Raw genomic sequence first — 24,179 nt, forward strand, 5'->3', positions numbered from 1 at the left:
GGTAGTGCAGATCGTTGCCGGTCTTGCCGACCGTGCAAAGCGCGGTATTGCCAGCCGTCACGCCGGACAGCGCCACGGATTTCTTCGGTTTGAAGGCGCCTGCGGTCGGCGTGCTGTTATCGGCTTCACTCATAATTTCGTCTCCAACTGCGGGGGTTGCGTTCGTGCGGCAATCAGCGCGCCGAGCTTGTCTTCCAGGGTTTCAAGGCGGTGACCGGTGCAAACGGAGCCTAACAACGCAAAGATTGGGCCAGGCGGAACGCGAGCAGCTAAGTGCCTGATTTAACAAAAAATCGTCTCCTCGCCGCATCGCCACCCTATTTCATAAGTGAAATATAGAATTTCAAATTCGAAATCGACAGGTGCATAATAGGCGAACTTCTCATCCTTCCCACCTCTCCCTCCAGAGAACGAACCCCCACCGTGAGCACGCCTCCCTTCGACCCCGCGCAGCGCCCCCGCATCTGGGCCGTCAGTATCAGCCGGCTGCGCGATCTGTTCTTCGATATCGCCGGCGAGTACGTCGAACGCGCCGATCTGCGCATCGTTTCGCATGGCTTCGAAGACGCCGTGCACGAGATCGACGAGGTCGGGGCCGGGCGTCCGGATGTCGTGATTGCCGGCGGCTCCAACGGCGCGTATCTGAAAACGCGCGTCGGCGTACCGGTCGTGCTGATCAACCCAACCGGTTTCGACGTCATGCACGCGCTCGCGCGGGCGCGGCGCGACGGCGCGAAGGTCGCGCTCGTCACGCACGGCGATACGCCAGACGAGGTGCGCCGCTTCGCCACCGCGTACGGCATCGACGTGACGTTCGCTTCGTATCAGTCGGCGCAAGACGCGGAGAGCGTCGTTCTCGATCTGCGCGATCGGGGTATCGACGTCGTGGTCGGCCCGGGGCTCGTTACCGATCTCGCGGCGAACGCCGGCATGGGCGCGGTGTTTCTGTATTCACGCGCATCGGTGCGTGCCGCGTTCGATACCGCGCTCGAAGTCGCGCAGGCCACCCGCCGCGAAACGGTTCGCCGTCAACGGCTCGACAATCTGCTGCAGCATCTGCGCGACGGCGTCGTCGCGCTCGATGCGCAAGGGCGCGTCGAAGCGATGAACCAGCGCCTCGCCAGCGTGCTCGGCATCAACGCGGCGAATGCGGTAGGCCGTGCACTGCTCGACCTCGCACCCGATCTCGCCGGCAGCTTGCCGGACTCGGACGGCGACGCGTTCTGCACGGTGCGGGGCGCGAGCTATGTCGTGCATCGCGGCCCGCTGGCGAGCAGCAGCTCGGCGGCAGGCACCGTGCTCACGTTTCAGGAATCGCGCGCGGTCGAACGGCTCGACCGCACTTTGCGCTCACGGCAGCGCGTGCAGCAGTTCAGCGCGCGTTACCAGCTTGGCGATATCGTCGGCGTATCCGATTCGATCGAACGGGTCCGCACGCTCGTGCAGCGCTACGCCAAATCGGACGCCACCGTGCTGATTCTCGGCGAAAGCGGCACCGGCAAGGAGATGGTCGCGCAGAGCATGCATCAGCTGAGCGCGCGGCGTGACTTCGCCTTCGTCGCGATCAATTGCGGCGCGTTTCCTGAGGCATTGCTCGAGAGCGAGTTGTTCGGTTATGAGGAAGGCGCGTTCACCGGCGCGCGCAAAGGCGGCAAGGCGGGGCTGATCGAAGTGGCGCACCGCGGCACGCTGTTTCTCGACGAAATCGCCGAGATGCCGTTGTCGTTGCAAAGCCGGCTATTGCGCGTGCTGCAGGAGCGCGAGGTCGTGCGGCTCGGTTCGACCGAGCCGACGCGAGTGGATATCCGGGTCGTCGCAGCAACGCATCGTGCGTTGACCGAGGGCATCGAGGCGGGTGGTTTCCGCGCGGACCTGTATTACCGGCTCAACATCCTGAGCATCGCCCTGCCGCCGCTGCGCGAGCGGCCCGCCGATCTGCTGCCGCTCGCGGTCGAACTGCTGCTGCAGGCGGCGTCGCGCGAGCCCAGGCTGGCGGCACGGCTACCCGATGCGGATGCCGCAGCACGCGTGCTTAACAGTCTTGGTGAGCCGCTCAAGCGTTACACGTGGCCGGGCAACGTGCGTGAATTGCAGAACGTGATCGAACGGATTGCGGTTGAACTGGCAGACGCGGACATGGACACGAACTCAAACGGCGCCACAGAAACCGTCTTTACGCGCGAGGTACTGCGCACCGTCGCACCTGAAATCTTCGAGCAGCCCCAGGCGCGCACGAAGAAAGCTGCGCTCACGTTACGCGAGCGCAGCCGTCATGTGGAAGCAGACGAAATCCGCGCCGCCCTCGCCGCCTGCGACGGCGACCGCGATGCGGTTTGCCAGGCTCTCGGCATCAGCAAGACGACGTTATGGCGGAAGCTGAGCGCGACGCAGTAGCCTGAGCCACGCCGCCCTGTTTCACAGCATTCGCTCCGGCGCGCGACACGGCCGCGCGCTTCCTGCTGCTAGCCTATCGAACGAACCGTGACGAACGCCAGCGCAAACACGGGCATGAACGCAAGTAGCCGATGATCGGCCCATGCGCATTCAAAAACTAACGTGAAGATGAAAGTCTTTCGAAGCCAATACGCTCTGCCCGATTCGACGCGCATCTGCAACAGAGTCGGGTAATCCCGCGTTGCTCCTCGTTGTCAAACTACTTAGAGTTCGGCCTGTTCTCAGAGAGAATCCATGTTCTTTATGCGAACAAATCAGACGGAAATCATCAACGTCCGGGCCGTCCTTCTCCTCGCGCAAGTCAGGGCAGGTCAACCTGTCCGAGTACTATGCACTGCCGAAGCGCGCCGGCCCCTATGCGCCGCAGGCGTTCCGGCGCACCAACGGCAACACGCTCGGCACGGCGGCTGCGGCTGCGGCTGCGGCTGCGGCTGCGGCTGCGGCTGCGGCTGCGGGGCATATCATCGCGGCCACCGCAACCGTCGGCGACGGCTTGCAGAGCACGCCGTCACCGTTGCGCAGCCAGTTCGCTGCCGGCGCAGGCATCGTGCACCGCTTCTAAACGGCGTACGATCGTAAAAAAGAAAGGCTCGCTGCGGCAAGCCGTCACGGCGAGCCGTAACGGCAAGCCTTTCCGTATTCTGCAGTCAGGAGACCCTCATGAACCGCAGCACCGCTGTGAACGTTCAAACGTTTATCAACGACCATCCTTTCTCGCCGTTCCAGTGGCTCATCTTTTTCATGTGCTTCGTCATCGTCCTGCTGGACGGTTTTGACACAGCCGCGATCGGGTTCATTGCACCGTCGCTGATCTCCGAATGGGGCATCGCCCGGCCGGCGCTCGCGCCGGTGCTCAGCGCGGCGCTGTTCGGCCTCGCCTGCGGCGCGCTCGTCTCGGGGCCGCTGTCCGACCGGCTCGGGCGGCGTTCGATGCTGCTCGGCTCGGTGCTGCTGTTCGGCGTGGCCTGCTTTGCTTCGGCCTTTTCCAACAGCATCGAACACCTGACGATCCTGCGCTTCATCACCGGTGTCGGCCTCGGCGCGGCCATGCCGAACGCCGTGACGATGATGGGCGAGTACTGCCCCGATCGCCGCCGCGCGACCTTGATCAATCTGATGTTCTGCGGCTTTCCGCTGGGTGCGGCCTTCGGCGGCTTTCTCGCTGCGTGGATGATTCCGCACTTCGGCTGGCGCAGCGTGCTGCTGCTCGGCGGTATCACGCCGCTGGTGCTGCTGATCGCGCTGGTGCTGAAGATGCCGGAATCGGTCCGCTACATGGTGGCCAACAGTAAGCCGGTCGAACGGATTCGCGCAGCGCTGACGCGCATTTCGAGCGACGCCGCAAACGCCGGCAGTTTCGTCATGACCGAAACCGCGCCGCAAACCGGCGGCAAGGGCATGAGCGTGGTGCTCTCGCGTTCGTACATCATCGGCTCGGTGATGCTGTGGGTTGCCTACTTCATGGGCCTCGTGATCTTCTACGCGTCGATCAACTGGATGCCGATTCTGCTGAAGGACGCCGGACTCACGCCGCAACGCGCGACGCTGATTTCCGCGCTATTCCCGCTCGGCGGCGTAGGCGCCGTGCTGTGCGGCGTGCTGATGGACCGCTTCAACGCGAACCGCATCATTGCCGCCTGCTATGCGCTGACCGCGGTGAGCGTGTACTTCATCGGCCAGGCGGTCGGCAATGTCGGCGCGCTGGTGTTCATCGTGTTCGTCGCCGGCGTGCTGATGAATACTGCACAGTCGTCGATGCCGGCGCTTGCCGCCGCGTTTTACCCGACTCAAGGTCGCGGTACGGGCGTGGCGTGGATGCTGGGGATCGGCCGCTTCGGCGGGATCGCGGGCTCGTTCCTCGTGGCTGAATTGACGCGCCGCCACTTCACGTTTGGCGGCATCTTCGCGATGGTCGCGGTGGCGGGTCTGATTTCGTGCGTGGCCTTGCTGCTCAAGCAGGCGGCACGTCCGCATGTGATGGCAGAGGCTGGCGCGAAAGCGGAGTCGTTTGGGCATTGAGTTGGGCTTTACCGTGTCTCTGCTCGCAACGCCAGCTCGCCGCGTTCCATCCGGAACGGCGCGCACGGCGTTCGGGAGAGGCCGGTCACGACTGACTGACTGACTCGCGCTGCGACAAGGACAGTCCCGCTTCGCATTGCTTGTGCCCGTTGATTCTCTCGCAGACTAACCTTGAGTATCCTAAGCTGGCGCGTTAAATTGCGGCTCGCGGATCATCGCGAATGCCCACGGGGAGGCTGCACGTCACCCGATTTGTAACGCGTGCGTAAGGAATACTGATGTCAGAACGGCCTGCCGGCGAAGAAATCAACTTGGGCGAGCGACCGTCTGGACGTGGCGAAACCTCGCTGGCTGGATGGGCCGCCCTGGGACTCGCGGGTCTGCTCGGCACCCTGAGCCTGTTTAAAACCCTGCCCATCGATCTGCGCTGGAGCACGGTTCTGGCAAGCGCGTGCCTGAACGTGCTGGTTGTCACGATATGGCAGCCGTCGACGGCACGCACGGCACCTGATCCGGCACAGGAATCAGGCTGGAAGCGGGGCGTAAGTTTCGTGAAGCAGCTTGTCCGGCACGATGCCGAGGCGCCGTCCTTGAGTCTCGCACTCCGGGCTTTTCGCTGGCAGCCGTGGGGCGTGGCCATGTGCGGCTGTCTTTCCGTGGCGATCGCCGCGACAGCGTTGCAGCCCCTTTCGCCCGCCATGCTCGTTCACGCGATGGTCTCATCGTCTCTTGTGATCGTTAGCGGCGCTGCGGCGCTGACGCTGGCCTTCCTCACGCTCGTCGCCGAACGGTTCTATGCACAGGATGCGGAGCAATCCCATGCCTCGCTATCGGCATCGCTCGCCGGCATGCTGCGCGTCCTGGTGATGTGTGCGCTCGCTGCGGCGTTGTCAGCGGCGTGGTTCGTCTACCTGCACACAGCGCTCGATCTGCTGGTGCATGTTGCGGCGGTATTCAATGCTGCGATTGCCGTCGAAATGATGATCCGCGCCACGCTTCTGTGGTTCTTCGCACCGAGCGCCGGTGCAAACGCGGCTCATGTTCCGTCGAGCATCATTGCGGGTCTGTTGCGTTATCGCCGCTCACCGCTCTCGTCGATCGGCGCTGAATTGCATGACCGCTACGGTATCGATCTGCGTCAGAACTGGGTGTTGCGCAGTTTTGTGCGACTGTTGCCGGTCACCGTCGTGGCGATGGTGGCGTGTGCGTGGTTGCTGACATCGGTCGTGGTGCTAGGCCCATCCCAGCGCGCGGTATACGAACGGTTCGGCGCACCGGTAGCGGTATGGCCGCCGGGCCTTCACTTCGGTATGCCCTGGCCTTTCGGCAAGGCGCGCCTTGTCGACAACGGCGCCGTGCATCAGCTCATCGTGTCAGGTGGCGCCGACGACAGCAGCGTCGCAGCGCCCTCCACTCCCGCCGACGGCCCGACGCCCGAACAGCTGAATCGTCTCTGGGACGTCCAGCATCCCTGGGAGACAAGCCAGGTGATCGCGGGTGCAACCGGCGAGCAGCAGAGCTTTCAGATCGTCAACGCCGACGTGCGGCTCGATTACCGCGAGGGCTTGAGCGATACGGCGGCGCGTGCGGCACTGTACCGGTCGGTCGACCCGGAGAGCACCGTCCGGTCGATCGCCAATCGCGAGGTGGTGCATTACCTCGCGTCGCACACGTTGCAGGCGTTGCTCGAGACGAGTCAAACCGCCATGGCCGAGAGCGTGCGCCGTGCTGTTCAGCGGCAACTCGACCAGCTCGCGAGCGGCATCGAAGTCGTGGCAGTGGTGATCGAGAGCGTGCATCCGCCGTCGGGGGCGGCCGCGGCCTATCACGACGTGCAGGCGGCGCAGATTCGCGCTCAGGCGAGCGTTGCCGAGGCACACGGCTTCGCGGCCGGCTTGCTCGGCAATGCGCAGCAACAGGCACTGGCGGGCGTCGCCCAGGCGAGCGCCCGGGCGGCTGACACGATGGCGGCGGCGCGCGTGCAGCAAATTAATTTCGAAGCCGACACGGTGGCCTACCGGCTCGGCGGACCGGCGTTCCCCTTCGAGTACTACTTGAGCAAGTTGCAGCAGGGATTGCAGAATGCGCGCATCACGGTGATCGACGACCGGCTGACAGCCGACCGCCGGGCAACCATCGATCTGCGCTCGTTCACCGCGGGCGATCTCGCCGGCATTCCTCACGGCAATTGACCCCCTGGCTGCACCGTGCGCGCGCCGTACGGATACGCACGCCCAATGTCGGCGAAGCTGTTTTTAAGGTGACGATATGAGTTTGTTCCATTCGCATGCAGACGGTCACGATCACGGTCACGGTCACGGTCCGCATCGCCACGGCGGTGACGATGCGCTGGCTGCGGGCGGCGGTCCGTTCTACATACGGGTTCTGCTTGCGTTGCTTTGCGTGATCGTTGCGATCGCGGTGGCGAGCTTCATCTCCGTGCGTGCAGGCGAAGCCTCGGTGATTACGCGCTTCGGTCAGCCCGTGCGCGTGTTGCTCGAACCTGGCCTCGCGTGGCATCTGCCGGCGCCGATCGAAGCGGTGGTGCCGGTCGACCTGCGCTTGCATACGACGTCGAGCGGCTTGCAGGACGTGGGCACGCGTGACGGCTTGCGGATCATCGTGCAGGCGTATGTCGCATGGCGCGTCGCGGCGGACCCGAACGACGTGCGCCGTTTCGTTCGGGCCGTGGGCAACCAGCCGGACGAAGCCGCGCAGCAAATCCGCTCGCTGCTCGGCTCGTCGCTGCAAACCACGTCGGCAGGATTCGACCTTGCGTCGCTGGTCAACACGGATCCGTCCAAGGTGCGCATCTCTGCCTTTGAAGACGCGTTGCGCAGTCAGATCGACGCGCAACTGTATTCGGCTTACGGCGTGCATGTCGTGCAGGTTGGACTGGAGCGCCTGACGCTGCCGGCCGTGACGCTCGCGGCCACCGTCAGCCGGATGAGCGCCGAGCGCGAGACGGTGGCCGCGCAGCGCACGGCCGACGGCAACCGCGAGGCCGCGCAGATTCGCTCGGATGCGGACCGCGATGCCCGGCTTGCCGTCGCCGATGCGAATGTGAAAGCGGCGGAGATCGAGGCGCAGTCCCGCAAGGACGCTGCCGCGATCTATGGCAACACTTACGCGGGCAATCCGCGGCTCTACACGATGCTGCGCTCGCTCGACACGCTCGACTCGGTGGTTAGCGCCAATACGAATCTGATTCTGCGCACCGATGCCGCGCCGTTCCAGGCCCTGGTGCAGGGCCCCACCGAACTGCGGTCCGAGCCATTGCCGCAGCCCGGCGCCGGCTCGGCGCCCGCGTCGAAAAAATCCAGGTCCGCGCGATGAGGTCGGAAGCCGGCTTGCCGCCGCTCGGCCCGGGAGCCCAGGCGGTACGACTCTCGTTCTGGTTTGTCGCCGCCCTGGTCGTGCTCGCCGCTTGTGCATGGGCCGGATCGAACATCCGGCGCATTCCGCCTGATAGCCGGGCGGTCGTGTTGCGGTTCGGAAAGTTCGTGCGCACCCAGGAAGCGGGCCTGCTGATTGCGTGGCCACGTCCCTTCGAGTCGACGTTGCTGGTGCCCGGCAGTGCGCGGGTCCTGGAGCAACGCATCCAGTCGCTCGAACGTGATCCGCGGGCGCGCGCTGCGGATATGAAATTACCGGAAGCACCACCATTGGTTCAAGGACAGTCCGACACCGGCGCCGTGATCGGGCCGCAGGATACGCCACCTGGCCCACCGCTCGCGCAAGACAACGTGGCCGGCCCGGACAATCCGCCGGCCGGTGTGCAGTTGCCCGATGCGCTAGCCGGCTCCGGCTATGTGCTCACTGGCGACAACGGCGTGTTGCAACTGCGCGCCACGCTGTATTACCGGGTGGTGAATCCGTATGCCTATGTCCTGCAAAAAGATCAGCTGGCTGCGGCGCTGGAGCGAATCGTGTCCGCATCGGCGGTCGATGTCGTCGCCCAGCGTGACCTGGATGCCATCCTCGTCGCACGTCCCGAGTTGTTGTCGGCGGATCAGCAGGTCGCCGTAAAGCGTGAGCGTCTGCGGGGCGATCTCGCGCAGGAAATCGAGCGCCACTTGCGCCAGCTCGACGCGCAGCACGCGGGACTCGGCGTGGAAGTCGCGCGTGTCGACGTCGAGGTCGCGTTTCCCGCTGCCGCCGTGAGCGCGTTCAATTCGGTGCTGACCTCGTTGCAGGTGGCCGAGCGCAGCATGGCCGAGGCGCGCACGTCCGCTGAAAAAATACGCCAGGATGCGCAACAGGACGCCGACCGGATCGTGCAGAACGCACAGGCGAACGCCGTTGAGCGTGTCGCCACCGCGCAGGCCAAAACCATGACTATCCAGCAACTGGAAGTGCCGCTTCGCACCAATAGCGATCCCGGGCTTCTCGCGCGCGTGTATCGGGACCGCGTTCAGTCGGTCCTCTCGAAAGCGGGCAACGTGACGACCGTCGGACCGCACGACACATCGAATCTGATCTTGCCGGGAAATGCGCGATGAGCACCGGCGTCAAGCACACAGCGCATACAGGTGGCCACGCCTCGCACGCGGACGAAGCGAACCGCATCGCTCAGGGGCGTGCGATTGTTTTGTCGGCCTCCGAGCAACGGGGCGTCACGCAGCAAGTCGCGCTTGCCTTGCTGGCCGGCGGCCTGTTGATTCTGTCGACGGCATGGCACTACTTCGCTCCAGCGGACGAAGCGCTTGCGCAGGTCCTGGCCGGCCTCGCTTCGCTGGCCGTCGCCGGACCTGTGTTCGCCGGCGCGTGGCACAGCCTTAAGTCGCCGAGTCTGCACGGCGTGACTGACCGGCTGATAGCACTCGCCATGCTGGCGGCGTGGGCGGTGGGAGACATGGCGACCGCCGCGTTGTTGCCGATCGTCATGACGTTCGGGCATGCACTCGAAGAGCGCAGCGTGCTCGGATCGCAGGAGGCGATCCGGGCGCTCGGCAGGCTGACCTCGGGCAAAGTTCGGCGTGTGAAGGCGGACGGCTCGATCGAAGAAATGCCGTACGACGCGGTACGGGCGGGCGACCCCATCGAAGTCGTAGCCGGTGCGCGGATTCCTGCCGACGGTATCGTTCAGCATGGCGACTCCAGTGTCGACAATGGGCCGATTACCGGCGAGTCGGTGCCGCTCGATGTCGAGCCGGGGTCGACCGTGTTCGGCGGCGCGATGAATCTCGACGGTCCGCTGCGTATCGAAGTCACTCACGCGGGCAAGCAGTCGACGCTCGGCAAGATCATCGAGTTGATGCAGCGTGCCGAGCAGGCGAAGCCGCCGATTACACAGATACTCGAGCGCTACATGGGCGGTTATTTGTGCCTCGTCCTGCTGATTGCGGCGCTGGTGTGGTTCGTCTCGGCGAATGCATCGGCAATGCTGGCCGTGATTGTCGCGGCGTGTCCGTGCGCGCTGGTGCTCGCCGCACCGTCGACGGCCATTGCCGGCATCGCTGTCGGCGCGCGCCACGGCATTCTGTTCAGAAGCGCCGCTTTTCTAGACAAGTTTGCGCAGATCGATTCGCTGGTGATCGACAAGACCGGCACGTTGACCTACGGCGAAATGCGTGTCGAAGACGTGATGCTGGAACCCGGCGCCGACGCGGCGCAGGTTCTCGAACTCGCGGCGCGGCTGGGCGGCAGCAGTGCGCATCCGGTGAGCCGCGCGCTGCTGCGTTACGCGACTGAAGCCGCACCGGCCGGATTCGAACGGGAGCCGTTCGAACACGCACGCGAACTACGCGGGTTGGGCGTCCTCGCCGAGACGCCGGACGGTGTCGCGGTGCTGGGCCGCTACGGCTTGCTAGCGGACTACGTGCAGGCTTTGCCGGACCCGCGCCGGGAGATTGAAGGGCCTTGCGTTGGTCTTGCATTGAATGGGCGGTTGCTCGCGTGGTTCGGGTTTGCCGATGCATTGCGGGCGGAAGCAAAGGATGCGCTGGCGGAGTTGCGGGAGCTCGGGCTGACGCGCCAGACACTGTTGACCGGCGACCGCGAGCCGGTGGCGCGAAAACTGGCAGCGGACACCGGCATTGCCGTGGTCGTCGCGCAGGCGCTGCCGCACGACAAGCTCGATTATGTCGTGCGGGAAATGGCGGCCGGCTATCATCCGTTAGTCGTGGGCGACGGCCTGAACGATGTGCTCGCCATCAAGGCCGGCCCCACTAGCATTGCGATGGGCGAGCGAGGCATCGACATTGCCGTGGCGTCGGCCGATGTCGTACTGCTCGGCGACGACTTGCGTCGTATCCCGACGTGTGTCCGCCTCGGGCGTCGCTGCCTGCACACGGCGGCAGTCAACGCCGCGATCGGGTTGGCGTGGACTGTCGCGGTGATCGCGCTTGCCGCGACCGGCGTGCTCAGCGCCGTCTGGGTTGCGCTTTTGCACAACCTGGGCACATTCATTGTGATCGCGAATGCGGGGCGGCTGCTGCGAATGGATGAAGGTATTCCTCCGTGGGAGAATCGTGTGCACCTTGTTGAAGGTGCACACAAAGACAGGATTTGAAAATGAAACGTGTATTTGTATCGGCAGTGCTCGCAGTGTGCCTCGCGCAGCCGGCGGTTGACGCCGTTGCACAGACAGTCAGCGATCGGTGTTTTGCGATTGGCGATATTGCCGCCCAGGTGGCATCGTGGCGTGCGCACAAAAAGACGAAAGCGCAAGCGCTTGATCAAGCGGCAAAGTACTACAAGGATGAGTCCGACCGGCAAGCGGTCTTCGGCATCATCGATAAGATTTACCGGCCCGGCGCGCCGCATATGACGCCCGATCAGGCGAGCATGGCGTTTACGTCGGACTGTGCTGAACAGCACAAACCGCAGGCACCCAAGCCGTAGTGCTTGCTGTCCGTGCGGATATTTCGCTGCGCGACCGCCACCCATCCCGGCACGGCGGCGTCACGCCACATTCAGCAGAAAATGCTGTCGAGGCCCGAAAAAAACGCTCCGCGCGCCGTGAAAGCCTCGATTGCCGATTTCGTCGACGGCAATCTGAAGGAGCAACCCGATGTTTCTCGCCTTGACTCGCAACGACCTGATTCGCCCGCAGAATCTCATCGACGGCAAGTGGATCGACGCCGCCGACACCGCGCGCTTTCCCCGCGTGGCGCGATAAGCTGCCGCGCGAGCGCGCGGAGATTCTGCGCCGCTGGCACGCGCTGATCGTTACCCATACCGAAGACCTCGCCAAGCTGATGTCGACGGAACAAGGCAAGCCGCTCGCGGAAAGCCGTGGCGAAGTTGCCTACGGTACGTCGTACGTCGCCGGGTTCGCCGACGAAGCGACACGCATCTACGGCGATCTGATCCCGCAGCAACAACGCGGCAAACGCATGAGCTCGGTGAAGGAACCCGTCGGCGTGGTCGCGGCGATCACGCCGTGGAATTTCCCGCTGGCGATGATTGCGCGCAAGATCGCGCCGGCGCTTGCGGCTGGATGCACGGTCGTAGCCAAGCCCGCCGAAGACACGCCGCTCACCGCGCTCGCGCTGGCAGCGCTCGCCCAGCAGGCGGGCTTGCCGGACGGCGTGCTGAACATGCTGTCGGCTTCGCGTGAACAGGACATTGCGGCGGTCGCCGACTGGCTCGCCGACGCGCGCGTGCCCAAGATCACCTTCACGGGTTCGACGCCGGTCGGCAAGCATCTCGCCCGCGAATCGGCTGGAACGCTGAAGAAGCTGTCACTGGAATTGGGCGGCAATGCGCCCTTCATCGTATTCGACGACGCCGATCTCGACGCCGCGGTCACCGGTCTGATGGCCGCCAAGTTCCGCAACGGCGGCCAGACCTGCGTATGCCCGAACCACGTCTATGTGCAGTCCGGGGTCTACGCGCGTTTCGCCGATCTCCTCGCGAAACGCGTTGCCGCACTGAAAGTTGCGCCCGCCACCGACCCGGACGCACAGATCGGTCCCATGATCAACGCGCGCGCCATCGACAAGATTGCCCGCCATATCGAAGACGCCGTCAAACAGGGGGCCAAGGTGCTGACAGGCGGCAAGCGCCTGACCGAACTCGGCCCGAACTACTATGCGCCGACCGTGTTGATCGATGCACAGGCCGGCATGCTCGTCTGCTGCGAAGAAACCTTTGGCCCGGTCGCGCCGCTGCTCCGCTTCGATGAGGAAGCCGAAGCGATCCACCTCGCGAACGACACGCCGTTCGGCCTCGCCGCCTATTTCGACACGCAGGACGTACGGCGCATCAATCGCGTTGCGGGCCAGCTCGAAGCGGGCGTGATCGGTATCAACGAAGGCGCAGTGTCGAGCGAGGCCGCACCGTTCGGCGGTGTGAAGGAATCGGGCTATGGCCGCGAAGGCTCGAAGTACGGGCTCGACGATTACATGTCGATCAAGTATCTCTGCCAGGGCGGGCTGGACTGACAGCCTCCCGCGCGTTCTTCCTCCCGGCTCTTGGGCATTGCACCGTCTACCGCATAACCCGCTATCCTCTGACTACCGAAGCTGTGTCTGACCGGTTTGTTCATCTACACGCACCGGTTTGCGTCGTGACGATGACGAGTTCGTCGTGCAGATGCCATATCACGACTTTATCCGAACCGTCCTTGAACGTAGTACGGCGAGCGCGCGACGATCCCCTGCGTCGCGGCGCCGGTAATTAGGAAAAAGGGCTTATCTGATTAGAGGTCCAGCGTCGCTGACCATTTAGAACTGGTGGCGAATACCCACCATCGCACCCGTTTGATTCACCCCGGGCAATGGCGAGGAAGCCGGTGGGATCACGCCGCCGTCAATCGTGAACGCTGCGTTGCGCTGGTTGAACACACGCCCCGCGGTGACGTACACGGCAGTGCGCTTGGACAATAAGTACGTCGCGCGCGCTGCGAACAGGGATGCGCCCGCGGAACTCCCGCCGTTCACCGATATATGTCCGAACTGGGCGTCAAGGGCGATTTGTGGAAGGACGAAATAGGTCCCGCCAAGCCACCAGTAGTTGCTGACCGCATCAAAAAGGGTCGGCGTCTGCTCCCCGTGATTGATTCGGTGGAGAAATCCCGCACCGATAGTCGCGGTACCAAACTTCACGTAGCCGTCGATAACGGCACGTGTATCCGTTTGCGAGCTAAGCGGCAGGGGCGAGCCGACGCCGCCACCACCATAGTTGCGGTCGAAGGCCGTCGCTACGCCCCATGTCGCCGCTTCATATTTCACCATGGCAGAGATTGACTTGCAGGCCCGCCAGTCCGTCGGCGACTGCCCGGCGCATCCTCCGGCCTCCGCAGGATCCACCCCGTCACGCCCCAACGAATACGTTGCACCCACGGTCAGCCCCGATGACGTGAAGGAGTAGGCGACAGCGTTGTCGAGTCGCGGTTGAGCCAGGTACGGGTCCAGATCGCCGGCGGCATAGACATTCGGCCCCATCGTGTCTCCCGGCAAGGCCCAATAGATCTGAGAGTATTGCCGGCCCAGGGATAACGTCCCCCATCGCCCTGAAAGCCCGACATAAGCCTGCCGGCCGAATAAACGGCCACCTTGATTCAGCGCGCCGGTTGACGGGGCAAAGCCCGACTCCAATACAAAAATCGCGCTAAGACCACCACCCAGATCCTCCTTGCCACGCAGACCCCACCTTGAGGGGATCGATCCCGTGAGCGACGGCTCACGCACCACGCTCGACTTGTGAGGACCGACGTTTGTCACGTACTCAATGCCTGTATCGATAATCCCATACAGGGTGACAGAGCTCTGTGCCTGGGATACTCCCGGCGCACATACCGCAAGAAACGAAAGCCCCCACCCAAGCATCCGACGCCATGCAAAACCACACCCTTGCCGACTCAACTGCGAACCCATCATCTGTCTCCTTTTTGGTTGTGCGCTTCCGTGGAAGATAATTTTTATTCATCTTCCATGTCAAACCATTTACTGTGGGGAGTTACCCGTACCAGACACTTACGAGGTTCACGATTGCTATATCCGGCAAGCCACACCGGCAATATTCCGGCGCTTTTACCGAGATTTTTGCGCGGATCGGCGTTTGCCCTACCTCGACATCCGTCACGCTATTTAGTATCTTCCGTGGAAGACATAATTTATCGGCGTGATCAGCTGAGCAGGAGTGCGTTGACAAATGAAAGATTTGGAAGACCAACAGACAATTCACGGCCGCGGTATCGCGCCATCGCTGAACCCAGCAGTGGGGACGTCAATGGCCGAGGCAACGAGACATGCCGGGGCGAAGGATCGTGTACACCCCGGCTTCGTCTGGCACGACGACTATGCACTTGGCCATCAGGCGATGGACGAGACTCACCATGAGTTTGTCGCATGTGTACACGCGCTGCTGAGTACGGAAGACGACAATCTTGAGCACGCACTCGAAGCGTTTGCCGACCATGCGCACCGCCATTTTGGCGAGGAAGACGCCTCGATGCGCGAGACAGCCTACGGTTCAGCGGGCTGCCATATCGACGAGCATGCGGCCGTGCTCCGGTCGCTCGACGATGTACGCGCCATGCTGGCTGATGGACGAACCGAGGTTGTCCGCTCTTTTGCCAGAGCACTGATGGATTGGTTTCCGGAACACGTGCGCGTGATGGACCAAGGTCTGGCGCGCTGGCTAGTTCAGCGCCAGTTGGGCGCCTCGCCAGTCGTCATCCGGCGTCGACTTCACATCGACGCGTGACACGCTACCCTCTTTATGCCTACATCCCCATGGAAGATAAATCGATCCCAATGAATACCTTGCTGCAAGTCAAAGTCGCCAGCAAGATCTGGCTGGCGGACGACATTGGCGGCTACGAACTCTCGCCGTTGTCGGATGGTGGACTGCCTGCCTTCGAAGCAGGTTCGCACATCGACCTGCACGTGCCTCTGGGTCCCATGCGTCAGTACTCCTTGTATGACTTGCCGGGCGAAAACCCGTGCTACCGGATCGGCGTGCTGCGGGCCCCCCAGTCCCGCGGCGGCTCGGTGAAACTTCTCGATGACGTGCAGGTGGGAGACACGCTCACGATCAGCGCCCCGCGCAACCACTTTGCCCTGCACAGCGGTCAGGAAGACCGTTCGATTCTGTTCGCGGGCGGTATCGGCATCACGCCAATCCTCTGCATGGCGCAGCAACTGGCGCGCGAGCGCCGCCCATTCGAGATGCACTATTGCGGGCGCACGTTGTCGCGCATGGCTTTCGTCGACCGCCTGCAACAAGCGCAATTTGGCGACGAGTCGCAGGTGCACGTGCACGTCGACGACGGCACCCCCGGCCAGCAACTCGACGCCAGCTCCTCGATCGGTTCGCCATCGCCCGACAAGCATCTGTACGTGTGTGGACCCACCGGTTTCATGGACCACATCCTGCAGACTGCGCGCGAACTAGGCTGGGACGAGGGACACCTGCACCGCGAATATTTCGCGGCAGCGCCAATCGATTATTCGGATGACGAACGGTTCGAAATCGAGATCGGCAGCAGCGGCCGGATCATCGAGGTTCACGCGGATCAAAGTGCCGCGCACGCTTTGCTCGACGCCGGGTTCAACCTGCCGCTGTCCTGCGAACAGGGTGTCTGTGGTACCTGCATAACGAAGGTGCTGGACGGCGTTCCCGACCATCGAGACCTTTATCTGACGGACGAAGAGCGGGCAAGCAACGACAGCTTCATGCCGTGCTGCTCGCGCGCGAAAACTTCCCGGCTGGTGCTCGATCTTTGAGCCTGCCAGTCACCCACTGCCAAACATCGTAGCGAGGGATCAACATGTTGACCAGGCAAGATAACGAATTGTTGTGCCGTACTGGAACAGGTACGGCGATGGGCGATGCGATGCGCCGCTTCTGGCTGCCCGTGATCCAGTCGTCGGACATGCCGCAGGCGAATGGAGAACCGCAGACAATTGACCTGCTCGGTGAGCGGTTTGTCGTGTGGCGCGACCAGTTGGGGCGGCCCGGCATCTATGCGGAGGGGTGCCTGCACCGGGGTGCTTCAATGCAATTGGCCCGCTCGGAGGGCGATGGGCTGCGCTGCATCTATCACGGCTGGAAGTTTGCGGTGGATGGGACTGTCCTCGAGACCCCAAACGTCGAGGATCCGAAATTCAAGGAGCGCATCAAGGGTCGAACCTACCCCGTTCGGGAGGTGGGTGGCATCGTCTGGGGTTATCTGGGCCCCAAAGGTAAAGAGCCGCCCTTCCCGCATTGGGCCTTTATGGACCAGCCGGACTCGAACCGTATCAATGCCTGCGCAGTTGTCAACGCCAATTTTGTTCAGGTGATCGAAGGTCTTGTCGACTCATCGCATTTGACCGTCCTTCATAGTTCCGTACTGGCCAAAACTAACGACTCCAATCTCGACTACGCGAAGAAGACTTCGCACATGCAGTTCGACGCGGCCCCCAAGATCGAAGCCGACGAGACAGACTTCGGCTTCCACTATGTAGCCATCCGCCAAACCGGCGACAAGCGTATCGCTCGAGTCACGTCGTTCATCGCCCCCTGCTTCATCGCTAACGCGAACGGGGATGTCTGGCTTGCGATCGTGCCGGTGAACGACGAGCGCTGCAACCTGTATCACGTGTGGTGGGATGCCGAAAAGCACGTTGGCGAAGAGCCGCTGCGCACCGAGCAACTCACGTTCGTGGGTCTGGATGAGCCGACCCTGCGCAAGTACGGGATGACGGCCGACACTTGCGACTCTCCGGCGGCAATGTCCGTTGCCAATGGCTACCGTCAGGACCGCGGACAGCAGCGGAACGGTCATTTCACCGGCTTTGACAGCATCACGCAGGAAGATGCCGCATGCAGCGTGTCGAGCGGCGCGATTCGCGACCGATCGCAGGAGATGCTATCCACGGCCGACATCGCGATCAGTCGTCTTCAGCGCTGCTTGCTGACGTATGCCCGGGCGGCTCGCGACCAGCAGGAGATAGCCGCGCTGCGAGCGGACGCTGGCAGCGCCATTGGCGTATCCGGTGAGATCGGTCTCGACGAGGACTGGCGGACCCTGGTTCCGCACCATCGGATCGTTTCGTCCCATGCTGCCCGTGCAGAGCGCAGCCAATAACGAAAATCAAGAAAGGAGCTTTATATGTTGAGCCACAATGACAACGAGATTCTCTGCCGCGTCGGCCCGGGTACGCCGGGGGGCGCCTTGATGCGACGTTACTGGCACCCAGTGTGCACCTCGGCCCAGTTGCCGCATCCGGACTGCGCGCCCCTCCGCGTCCGTCTGCTCGGCGAGAACTATGTCGTATTCCGCGACACCGAGGGCAAGGTAGGCTTTCTGGAAGAGCTGTGCATGCATCGCGGTGCGTCGCTCGCACTTGGAAGGGTCGAAGAAGGCGGCATCCGGTGCCTCTATCACGGCTGGAAGTTCAGCGTTTCCGGTGCCGTAATGGAAACGCCGAACCACGCCGATCCGAAGTACGCGGCACGGATGAAGGCACCGGCTTTTCCAGCGCGCGAGGAAGGCGGCATCGTCTGGGCCTACGTCGGCCCGCTCGAGTTGCTTCCGGCGTTTTCGCGTTACGCTTTTATGGACTCCGCACCGAACAATCGCGTCGTGCTGCGCGTCAACGTCGCCTGCAATTATCTGCAGCTGGTCGAAGGCGGAGAGGACAGTTCTCATGTCGGCGTATTGCACACCAACATGGCGCGCCCCGGCTGGAAAGACGACGAATTCACGCCCAACCCTGACGTAGTCAATCCCGCTGCGCTTGCATCCAATGACCTGGAACCGGCTCTGAAAATCGAAGATACGGCCTTCGGATTCCACTATGTCGCTCTGCGCAAGACTGCGGACCCGAGAGTGCGCAACGCACGCGTGGTGCCGTTTATCGTCCCGTACGGTCGCATCATCCCTGCCCCGGCGTTTCAGTTCACCGTCCTCGAGGTTCCGGAAGACGACACGCACACAAGCACCTACATCGTCGTCCACGGCGACGCCCCGGTGACTGAAGAGAAGATTATCGAATTGCTCGGCTTGAACGACCCCAAGTACTACGACCGCAAGAATTGCACGTTCTCGGCTAGCTGGATGGACACGTTCGGCCAGAACCGCGAACTGATGAAGGAAAACTGGACCGGATTGCGCGGCGTCGAGGTGGAGGACGCAACGATCGGGCTGTCTCAGGGACCGCTCTACGACCGATCGCGCGAGCACCTGGTGCCCGCCGACCAGGCTGTCGTGCGCGTGCGCCGTGTGCTGCTGGATGCGATCAAGCGTGTGATGGAGAACCGGCAACCGCCAGCGCTCGGCCTCGACCTCCGGGGCGTGAGCGCCTGCGACCGACAACTCGAAGACGGTACAGCCTGGCAAGACCTGCTGCCAGGCCATCGCCAGACAGTGACTGCCTGAGAAGGCGACTCCCGTGACCCACAACAGCCATAACGATGTACCGGACTACTTGTCCTTGTTACGGCTCGACGGCCGCGGTTTTGTGGTGCTCGGCGCGGGCCAGGGTATCGGCGAGCAGACCGTTCATGCTCTCGCACAGGCGGATGCTCGCGTGCTCTGCGTCGACCGCACCCACGATTGCACACTTTTCGGATGCGGAACGCGCTGCGGGCAATGAGTTTTGCCTGCGCACACTGGCGTTGATGGAAGAATTGGCACTTCCGGATCTTGACGAACCTGACGATGCATTGCCGAAGCCCCGGGTCAAAGGCACGCGGCGCTCGCTGCGCAATCGCGGATGATCCCCCTCACCTTCCTCGCGGCCGACATCGCCGTCTTCGCCTGCACCGCCACCTCGTTCTGCTCGACGATCTTCGCGATCTCCGCATCGGCTTGTTCGCCGTACTGCGCAAACACGTCGGTGTGATACGTCGTGTTCACAGCAGCGCCGAGCTGCGTGCCGGAGTCGTCGCGCGTGTCGGCGTCGACCGCCATCGACAAGCCAATGCGAAGCGGATGCGCCTCCAACTCCTTCGGGTCGAGCGCGATACGCACCGGCAAGCGCTGCACGATCTTGATCCAGTTGCCGGTCGCGTTCTGCGCCGGCAACGTCGCGAATGCGCTGCCCGTGCCCGCCGAAAAGCCGATCACCCGTCCGTGGTACTTGACGCTCGAACCGTAGACATCCGCCGTCATCGTGACCGGCTGACCGATACGCATCCGGTGCAGTTGCACTTCCTTGAAGTTCGCATCGACCCACACGCCGTCGAGCGGCACGATCGACATCAGCGGCGTGCCCGGCGCGACGCGCTGGCCCACTTGCACCGAGCGCTGCGCGACGTAGCCCGTCACCGGCGCCGGCAGCGTATTGCGTGCGTAGTTGAGGTAAGCGTCGCGGACCTTGGTAGCGGCGGCTTGCACGTCCGGATGCTGTTCGATCGACGTGCGGTCGGTCAACGCATGGTTCGATTGCGCCTGCTGGCGAGCAGCGTCGAGCGATGCCTGAGCGGCGGCCACGGCGTCGTGGGCATGCGAGACGTCTTCCGCCGACACCGCACCGGTGTCGGCCACCGCCAGACGGCGCTTCAAATCGTCCTGCGCGCGGGCCAGGTCCGACTCGCGCTGCGCGATGTTGGCCGCGTAGTAGTCGTTGTTCACGTAGAGCGTGCTCACCTGGCGCACGGCCTGGCCGAGCGCCGCCTCGGCGTTCAGGAGTGCGATCCTCGAATCGGCCGGGTCCAGCGTGACGACCGGGTCGCCCACTTTCACGATCTGCGTGTCGTCCGTGTCGACCGCGTTGACCGTGCCGGTCACTTGCGGCGTGAGCTGCACGAGGTTGCCGTTGACGTACGCGTCGTCGGTCGACTCGTGATATTGCCCATACGTAAAGTAGTACCCGCCGTACGCAGCACCCGCGACCACGACCCCAATGCCCAGCAGGGCGAGCCACAGCTTGCGCTTGCCGGAGGCGCCAGGCGGCGTCGCGTTCGGCGGTGTTCCGGCCGGGGCATCGTGTGCACCGTTGCGGTTCGATTGTGCCGAGTCCGCGCTCGTGCGCTCGGTCGTGATGCTGTCGCTCATGTCAATTCTCCAAAGAGTTTGCGAACGTGCCGGTTCAACGCGCGGCGACGACGGAGTTGGAATGCGTGGCTAAAGCCGCACTGTGTGCCGAGTCGGATGACGTATCGACGTAGCCGCCGCCGAGCGCCGATGCGAGCGCGATCTGCTGGTCGCGCCGGTCCATCAGCAGGTTGGCGACGGCCTGATCGGCCCGCAGCGCGTTCATGTCGGCGTTGAGCACGGTCAGCTGATTGGTCAGTCCGCCCTTGTACTGCGTGATCGCCAGATCGTCGGCCTCGCGCGCGGCTTGCTGCGCGGTTTGCGCATCGCCAAGCTGCACGTCGCTCGAGCGAATCTGCGCGAGTTGCGTCGCCACGCCGCTCAAGGCGCTGATCAGCGTCTGGTTGTAAGTCGCGACGGCGTCGTCGAAATCGGCGTAACGGCCCTTCAATTGCGCACGCAGTTCACCCGCGTCGAATATCGGCAGATGGATCGCCGGACCCGCGCTGGCCGTGCGGCTCGCCGCCGTCAGGAAGCGGCCAAAACCGAACGAATCCAGACCGATCGCGGCGCTCAGATTGATGTCCGGGTAGAACTCGGCCTTCGCTTCCTTCACTTCGTGCGTAATCGCATCGACGCGCCAGCGGGCCGCGACGATGTCCGGGCGGCGGCTCACGAGGTCGGCGGGAAGGTTGTCCGGCAGGCGCACCTCGTCGCCGACGCCAAGCGCAGGCCGCGCAATCGCGAGCCCGCGGTCCGGGCCTTCGCCCATGAGCGCGGCCAACTGGTAGCGGGTCGTCAGGACGCTGCCGTCGAGCGCGGCGAGCGCCGAGCGGGCGGTCGCGAGATTCGCCTGCGCCGTCTTGCGCTCGACCTGGGTATCGAGCCCGGTCGCGATGCGGCCGGCCGTGATGCGGTCGATCTGTTCGCGGCGCTCGACTTCCTGCTGTGCGATATCGCGCAGCACGTAAAGCCGCGCAAGCTGGTTATAGGTGCGAGCGATCGCGGTCGTGAGCGTGAGCCTGACGACTTCCGCGTCGGCCTCGCTTGCCTGCAATTGGGAGACCGCCGCCTTCAGCGCTTCGCGATTCTTGCCCCACAGATCCAGATCGTATGAAGCGGTCAACAGTCCGCTGTTCTGGGTTTGCCAGCTACCCGCGTAGGGCGGCGGCACTTCCGCCGTGCCGCTGAACTGCTGGCGCGTCAGCGAGTAATCGGCGTCGACACGCGGCATCGTGCTGGCCTTCGCGGTTTCCACATAGGCTTGCGCCCCGGCAATGCGGGCGCGCGCCTGCGCGATCGTCGGGCTGCCCTTGAGCGCTTCCTCGAGCAAGGCCTTCAGTTGCGCGTCACCGAACTGGTCGGCCCAGCCAGCCGCCGGCCAGTGACCGCTTTCGCCCGGCAGGCTTTGCGTCGTCGCGAACTGTTGCGGCCGGGCCATCTGCTTGTCGCTGTGGATGCCCGCATAGTTGGCGCATGCCGAGAGCACCGCCGCCAGGATCGCCGACAGCCCCGCCTTCGTTACACGGATACCGCTGCCGGATTTAATAATCTGCACTTTCATTTTCTGACCTGTCAGATTAATGCTTAAAAAAAGGGGAGCGCCGCGGCGCTCACTCTCCAATGAACTTGTTAAGCAGACGGCACAGTTCTTCGAACTCCGCCCTCGTAAACTTCTTCAACCGCGCGTTGAGCACTTCCGGCGCGATACCCGGAATCCTGGCCGCGATTTCTTCGCCCTTCTTCGTCAGCATCAGGTTAACCACCCGGCGATCGTCCACGCTGCGCGAGCGTTCCAGCAACCCCTTCGTTTCCAGCTTGTCCAGCATCCGCGTCATCAGTCCGGTGTCGACGGACAGCATCTTCGAGAGCTCGAACGGCGTGGAGGCCAGGCCGCGCTGCATTGCGAGGAGAATGCCCATGTGTGGGCCGGTGATGTCGAGATCCTCGAGGGCCGTGTCCATTTCCGCAGTGATCAGGTTGCGAGCCTTGGTCAGCAGGAATCCGACGCTTTGTGTCAGCGAGAAGTTTTCGGGCGTGTAGTGCTTCATGGTGCGCCTCAATGTGAGTGACTCGCACAATAACTGCAAAGTCAGATTCTTGCAAGAACAATTTTCCGATTTCTTCCCGTCCGGGCCGCGCGCTGCTCAGTGACCGCCCGCGCCCGCTGCGTTCCTGGCACCGTCCTTGCCGGGCGTGGTGATCCAGATGAGCGGAATGATTACGACAAAGATCACCGCCGACAACCAGAACACATCGTTCAGGCCAAGCATCGACGCCTGTGCGCTCAATTGCGCTTCGAAAAAGGCTTGGGCTTTGAAGAGACTCGCGTGCAGCGTCGTCTGAATACCGGCGAGCGCGTGCACGTAGGCCGGGTTGTTCACGCTGGTCTGCTCGGCGAGTTGCGAATGGTGCAGGATCGTCCGGTCGTTCCAGACTGTGCTCATGAGCGACGTCCCCGCCGCGCCGGCGAAGATCCGCGCGAAGTTCGACAGGCCCGCGGCCGCTGGGATCTTCTCCTGCGGCAAGCCCGACAGGATGATCGCCGTGAGCGGCGTGAAGAACAGCGCCATCGGGATGCCCTGCAACAGCGTGGGCAACACGAGCGTGTAGGGGTCGACGTCCGTGGTGTAGAGCGAGCGCATGAAGAACACGCCGGCGAAACCCAGGAACGCGAGCGTCGCCAGCATCCGCACGTCCGATTTCGGCATGACCTTGCCCATCACCGGCGCAAGGAGCACGGCGAAGATGCCGAGCGGCGCGGTCACCATGCCGGCGTCGACGGCCCGGTAGCCCAGGTACTCCTGAATCCACGTCGGCAGGATCACAAGGTTGGCGAAGAAGACCGCGTACGCGACCGAAATCGCGATGGTGCCGCCCAGGAAGTTGCGTCCCTTAAACAGGCGCAGGTCGACGATCGGCCTGGCCTCGGTCAGCTCCCAGATCAGGAAGAACGCGAACCCGACCAGCGCGACGATCGTGAGCGCCCAGATCACCGGCGAATTGAACCAGTCGAGATCCTTGCCCTTGTCGAGCATGACCTGCAGCGCGCCCACCCAGACGATCAGCGAGAGGAGCCCCATCTTGTCGACCGGCAGCTTGCGCGACGGCGTTTCGCTCTTGCGGTAGAGCGCCCAGATCACCGCGGCGGCGAAGAGGCCGACGGGCACGTTGATGTAGAAGATCCACGACCAGTTGTAGTTGTCGGTGATCCAGCCGCCGAGAGCCGGCCCGGCGATCGGCCCGACCGTTGCGGTCATCGCCCACAGCGACAGCGCGCTCGAGCTTTTTTCCCGCGGAAACGAAGCGAGCAGGAGCGATTGCGACAGCGGCACCAGCGGCCCCGCCACCGCGCCTTGCACGATGCGCGCCACAAGCAGCACGGGCAGGTTCGGCGCGAGGCCGCACGCCGCGGACGACACCACGAACAGCAGGATCGCGGCCACGAAGAGCTTCACCTGCCCGACCCGCTGCGTGAGCCAGCCGGTCAGCGGAATCGACACCGCGTTGGCTGCGGAGAACATCGTGATGACCCACGTGCCTTCGTCGACCGACACGCCGAGGTCGCCCGAGAGCGTCGGGATCGCGACGTTGGCGATCGACGAGTCCAGCACATTCATGAAGGTAGCGAGAGCCACGGCGAACGTGCCCAGTGCGAACTGCCAGCCAACCAATGGCGCCGGAGCGCTCGCGTTTTTCGGCGGATTCATGTTGCGTCCTTTAAGAGGATTTGACGATCGGTTGTCCTGACAATGTCGTCATTTATCTGATATGTCAGATATTAGAATAA

17 protein-coding genes and 2 pseudogenes are annotated in these 24,179 nt (G+C 63.5%); 13 read left to right on the forward strand and 6 right to left on the reverse strand.

Annotated features, from left to right (window positions below):
* A pseudogene (locus P3T22_RS30425) lies at nucleotides 1-133 on the reverse strand (2-methylcitrate synthase); the annotation flags it as partial.
* Nucleotides 134-423: 290 nt separating this feature from the next.
* Here P3T22_RS30425 and prpR point away from each other — a divergent pair.
* The 8 genes and pseudogenes from prpR (at nucleotide 424) to P3T22_RS30465 (ending at nucleotide 12,863) form a co-directional block, all read left to right on the forward strand.
* A complete protein-coding gene (prpR, locus tag P3T22_RS30430) occupies nucleotides 424-2,394 on the forward strand; it encodes a propionate catabolism operon regulatory protein PrpR (protein ID WP_429326965.1) in 1,971 nt (656 codons plus the stop codon).
* 720 nt (nucleotides 2,395-3,114) lie between these two features.
* Entirely contained in the window at nucleotides 3,115-4,473 is a 1,359-nt protein-coding gene (locus P3T22_RS30435; RefSeq protein ID WP_063500157.1) for an MFS transporter, read from the forward strand.
* A 278-nt stretch (nucleotides 4,474-4,751) separates the two neighbouring features.
* Nucleotides 4,752-6,665: an SPFH domain-containing protein gene (locus P3T22_RS30440; protein ID WP_429326966.1), complete on the forward strand. Its 1,914-nt coding sequence runs from the start codon at nucleotides 4,752-4,754 to the stop codon at nucleotides 6,663-6,665.
* 76 nt (nucleotides 6,666-6,741) lie between these two features.
* Nucleotides 6,742-7,809 carry a protease modulator HflC gene (gene hflC, locus P3T22_RS30445; RefSeq protein WP_429326967.1) on the forward strand — a complete coding sequence of 356 codons (1,068 nt, stop codon included), beginning with the start codon at nucleotides 6,742-6,744 and terminating at the stop codon, nucleotides 7,807-7,809.
* Nucleotides 7,806-8,975, forward strand: coding sequence for an SPFH domain-containing protein (locus P3T22_RS30450; RefSeq protein ID WP_063500160.1), 1,170 nt, complete (start codon nucleotides 7,806-7,808; stop codon nucleotides 8,973-8,975). The genes hflC and P3T22_RS30450 overlap by 4 nt, the downstream gene beginning before the upstream one ends.
* Nucleotides 8,972-10,987, forward strand: coding sequence for a heavy metal translocating P-type ATPase (locus tag P3T22_RS30455; protein WP_429326968.1), 2,016 nt, complete (start codon nucleotides 8,972-8,974; stop codon nucleotides 10,985-10,987). Before P3T22_RS30450 ends, P3T22_RS30455 begins: the two co-directional genes overlap by 4 nt.
* Before the next feature lie 2 nt (nucleotides 10,988-10,989).
* Nucleotides 10,990-11,319 carry a hypothetical protein gene (locus tag P3T22_RS30460; protein ID WP_063500162.1) on the forward strand — a complete coding sequence of 110 codons (330 nt, stop codon included), beginning with the start codon at nucleotides 10,990-10,992 and terminating at the stop codon, nucleotides 11,317-11,319.
* 169 nt (nucleotides 11,320-11,488) lie between these two features.
* Nucleotides 11,489-12,863 (forward strand): annotated as a pseudogene (locus P3T22_RS30465) (NAD-dependent succinate-semialdehyde dehydrogenase).
* A 282-nt stretch (nucleotides 12,864-13,145) separates the two neighbouring features.
* On the opposite strand, the gene P3T22_RS30470 reads toward P3T22_RS30465, so the two are convergent.
* Nucleotides 13,146-14,300 carry a porin gene (locus tag P3T22_RS30470; RefSeq protein ID WP_429326969.1) on the reverse strand — a complete coding sequence of 385 codons (1,155 nt, stop codon included), beginning with the start codon at nucleotides 14,298-14,300 and terminating at the stop codon, nucleotides 13,146-13,148.
* A gap of 274 nt (nucleotides 14,301-14,574) precedes the next feature.
* Between P3T22_RS30470 and P3T22_RS30475 the strand changes: the two genes are divergently transcribed.
* Genes P3T22_RS30475 through P3T22_RS30495 form a run of 5 tightly spaced genes read left to right on the forward strand, consistent with a single transcriptional unit; the run spans nucleotide 14,575 to nucleotide 19,007 of the window.
* Complete coding sequence (locus P3T22_RS30475; RefSeq protein ID WP_429326970.1) at nucleotides 14,575-15,129, forward strand: bacteriohemerythrin; 555 nt, start codon at nucleotides 14,575-14,577, stop codon at nucleotides 15,127-15,129.
* 50 nt (nucleotides 15,130-15,179) lie between these two features.
* Nucleotides 15,180-16,151 (forward strand): PDR/VanB family oxidoreductase, encoded by a 972-nt coding sequence (locus tag P3T22_RS30480; protein ID WP_429326971.1) that lies wholly within the window; start codon nucleotides 15,180-15,182, stop codon nucleotides 16,149-16,151.
* A gap of 44 nt (nucleotides 16,152-16,195) precedes the next feature.
* Complete coding sequence (locus tag P3T22_RS30485) at nucleotides 16,196-17,497, forward strand: Rieske 2Fe-2S domain-containing protein (protein ID WP_063500165.1); 1,302 nt, start codon at nucleotides 16,196-16,198, stop codon at nucleotides 17,495-17,497.
* A gap of 24 nt (nucleotides 17,498-17,521) precedes the next feature.
* Nucleotides 17,522-18,790 (forward strand): Rieske 2Fe-2S domain-containing protein, encoded by a 1,269-nt coding sequence (locus P3T22_RS30490; RefSeq protein ID WP_429326972.1) that lies wholly within the window; start codon nucleotides 17,522-17,524, stop codon nucleotides 18,788-18,790.
* A 13-nt stretch (nucleotides 18,791-18,803) separates the two neighbouring features.
* The gene (locus P3T22_RS30495; RefSeq protein WP_429326973.1) at nucleotides 18,804-19,007 is read left to right on the forward strand and encodes a hypothetical protein; all 204 of its coding nucleotides are present in this window, start codon (nucleotides 18,804-18,806) and stop codon (nucleotides 19,005-19,007) included.
* 86 nt (nucleotides 19,008-19,093) lie between these two features.
* On the opposite strand, the gene P3T22_RS30500 is transcribed toward P3T22_RS30495, so the two are convergent.
* The 4 genes from P3T22_RS30500 to P3T22_RS30515 all read right to left on the reverse strand — a co-directional run bounded on the left by P3T22_RS30500 (nucleotide 19,094) and on the right by P3T22_RS30515 (nucleotide 24,099).
* Nucleotides 19,094-20,410, reverse strand: coding sequence for an HlyD family efflux transporter periplasmic adaptor subunit (locus P3T22_RS30500; protein ID WP_429326974.1), 1,317 nt, complete (start codon nucleotides 20,408-20,410; stop codon nucleotides 19,094-19,096).
* Nucleotides 20,411-20,444: 34 nt separating this feature from the next.
* Complete coding sequence (locus tag P3T22_RS30505) at nucleotides 20,445-21,953, reverse strand: efflux transporter outer membrane subunit (protein WP_429326975.1); 1,509 nt, start codon at nucleotides 21,951-21,953, stop codon at nucleotides 20,445-20,447.
* Between the two features lie 49 nt (nucleotides 21,954-22,002).
* Nucleotides 22,003-22,440, reverse strand: a complete 438-nt coding sequence (locus P3T22_RS30510; protein ID WP_429326976.1) for a MarR family winged helix-turn-helix transcriptional regulator — start codon at nucleotides 22,438-22,440, stop codon at nucleotides 22,003-22,005.
* Between the two features lie 96 nt (nucleotides 22,441-22,536).
* Nucleotides 22,537-24,099, reverse strand: coding sequence for a DHA2 family efflux MFS transporter permease subunit (locus tag P3T22_RS30515; RefSeq protein ID WP_429326977.1), 1,563 nt, complete (start codon nucleotides 24,097-24,099; stop codon nucleotides 22,537-22,539).
* Nucleotides 24,100-24,179: the final 80 nt, after the last annotated feature.

This window comes from Paraburkholderia sp. GAS348 (genome assembly GCF_050434205.1).
Lineage (GTDB): Bacteria > Pseudomonadota > Gammaproteobacteria > Burkholderiales > Burkholderiaceae > Paraburkholderia.

Bases quoted from the DNA above. Each gene is read 5' to 3' on its own strand.
- P3T22_RS30475 (WP_429326970.1), top strand. From the start codon at position 14,575: ATGAAAGATTTGGAAGACCAACAGACAATTCACGGCCGCGGTATCGCG.
- P3T22_RS30500 (WP_429326974.1), bottom strand. From the start codon at position 20,410: ATGAGCGACAGCATCACGACCGAGCGCACGAGCGCGGACTCGGCACAA.
- P3T22_RS30450 (WP_063500160.1), top strand. From the start codon at position 7,806: ATGAGGTCGGAAGCCGGCTTGCCGCCGCTCGGCCCGGGAGCCCAGGCG.
- P3T22_RS30480 (WP_429326971.1), top strand. From the start codon at position 15,180: ATGAATACCTTGCTGCAAGTCAAAGTCGCCAGCAAGATCTGGCTGGCG.
- P3T22_RS30510 (WP_429326976.1), bottom strand. From the start codon at position 22,440: ATGAAGCACTACACGCCCGAAAACTTCTCGCTGACACAAAGCGTCGGA.
- hflC (WP_429326967.1), top strand. From the start codon at position 6,742: ATGAGTTTGTTCCATTCGCATGCAGACGGTCACGATCACGGTCACGGT.
- P3T22_RS30515 (WP_429326977.1), bottom strand. From the start codon at position 24,099: ATGAATCCGCCGAAAAACGCGAGCGCTCCGGCGCCATTGGTTGGCTGG.
- P3T22_RS30435 (WP_063500157.1), top strand. From the start codon at position 3,115: ATGAACCGCAGCACCGCTGTGAACGTTCAAACGTTTATCAACGACCAT.
- P3T22_RS30440 (WP_429326966.1), top strand. From the start codon at position 4,752: ATGTCAGAACGGCCTGCCGGCGAAGAAATCAACTTGGGCGAGCGACCG.
- P3T22_RS30460 (WP_063500162.1), top strand. From the start codon at position 10,990: ATGAAACGTGTATTTGTATCGGCAGTGCTCGCAGTGTGCCTCGCGCAG.
- P3T22_RS30455 (WP_429326968.1), top strand. From the start codon at position 8,972: ATGAGCACCGGCGTCAAGCACACAGCGCATACAGGTGGCCACGCCTCG.
- P3T22_RS30470 (WP_429326969.1), bottom strand. From the start codon at position 14,300: ATGATGGGTTCGCAGTTGAGTCGGCAAGGGTGTGGTTTTGCATGGCGT.
- P3T22_RS30485 (WP_063500165.1), top strand. From the start codon at position 16,196: ATGTTGACCAGGCAAGATAACGAATTGTTGTGCCGTACTGGAACAGGT.
- P3T22_RS30505 (WP_429326975.1), bottom strand. From the start codon at position 21,953: ATGAAAGTGCAGATTATTAAATCCGGCAGCGGTATCCGTGTAACGAAG.
- P3T22_RS30490 (WP_429326972.1), top strand. From the start codon at position 17,522: ATGTTGAGCCACAATGACAACGAGATTCTCTGCCGCGTCGGCCCGGGT.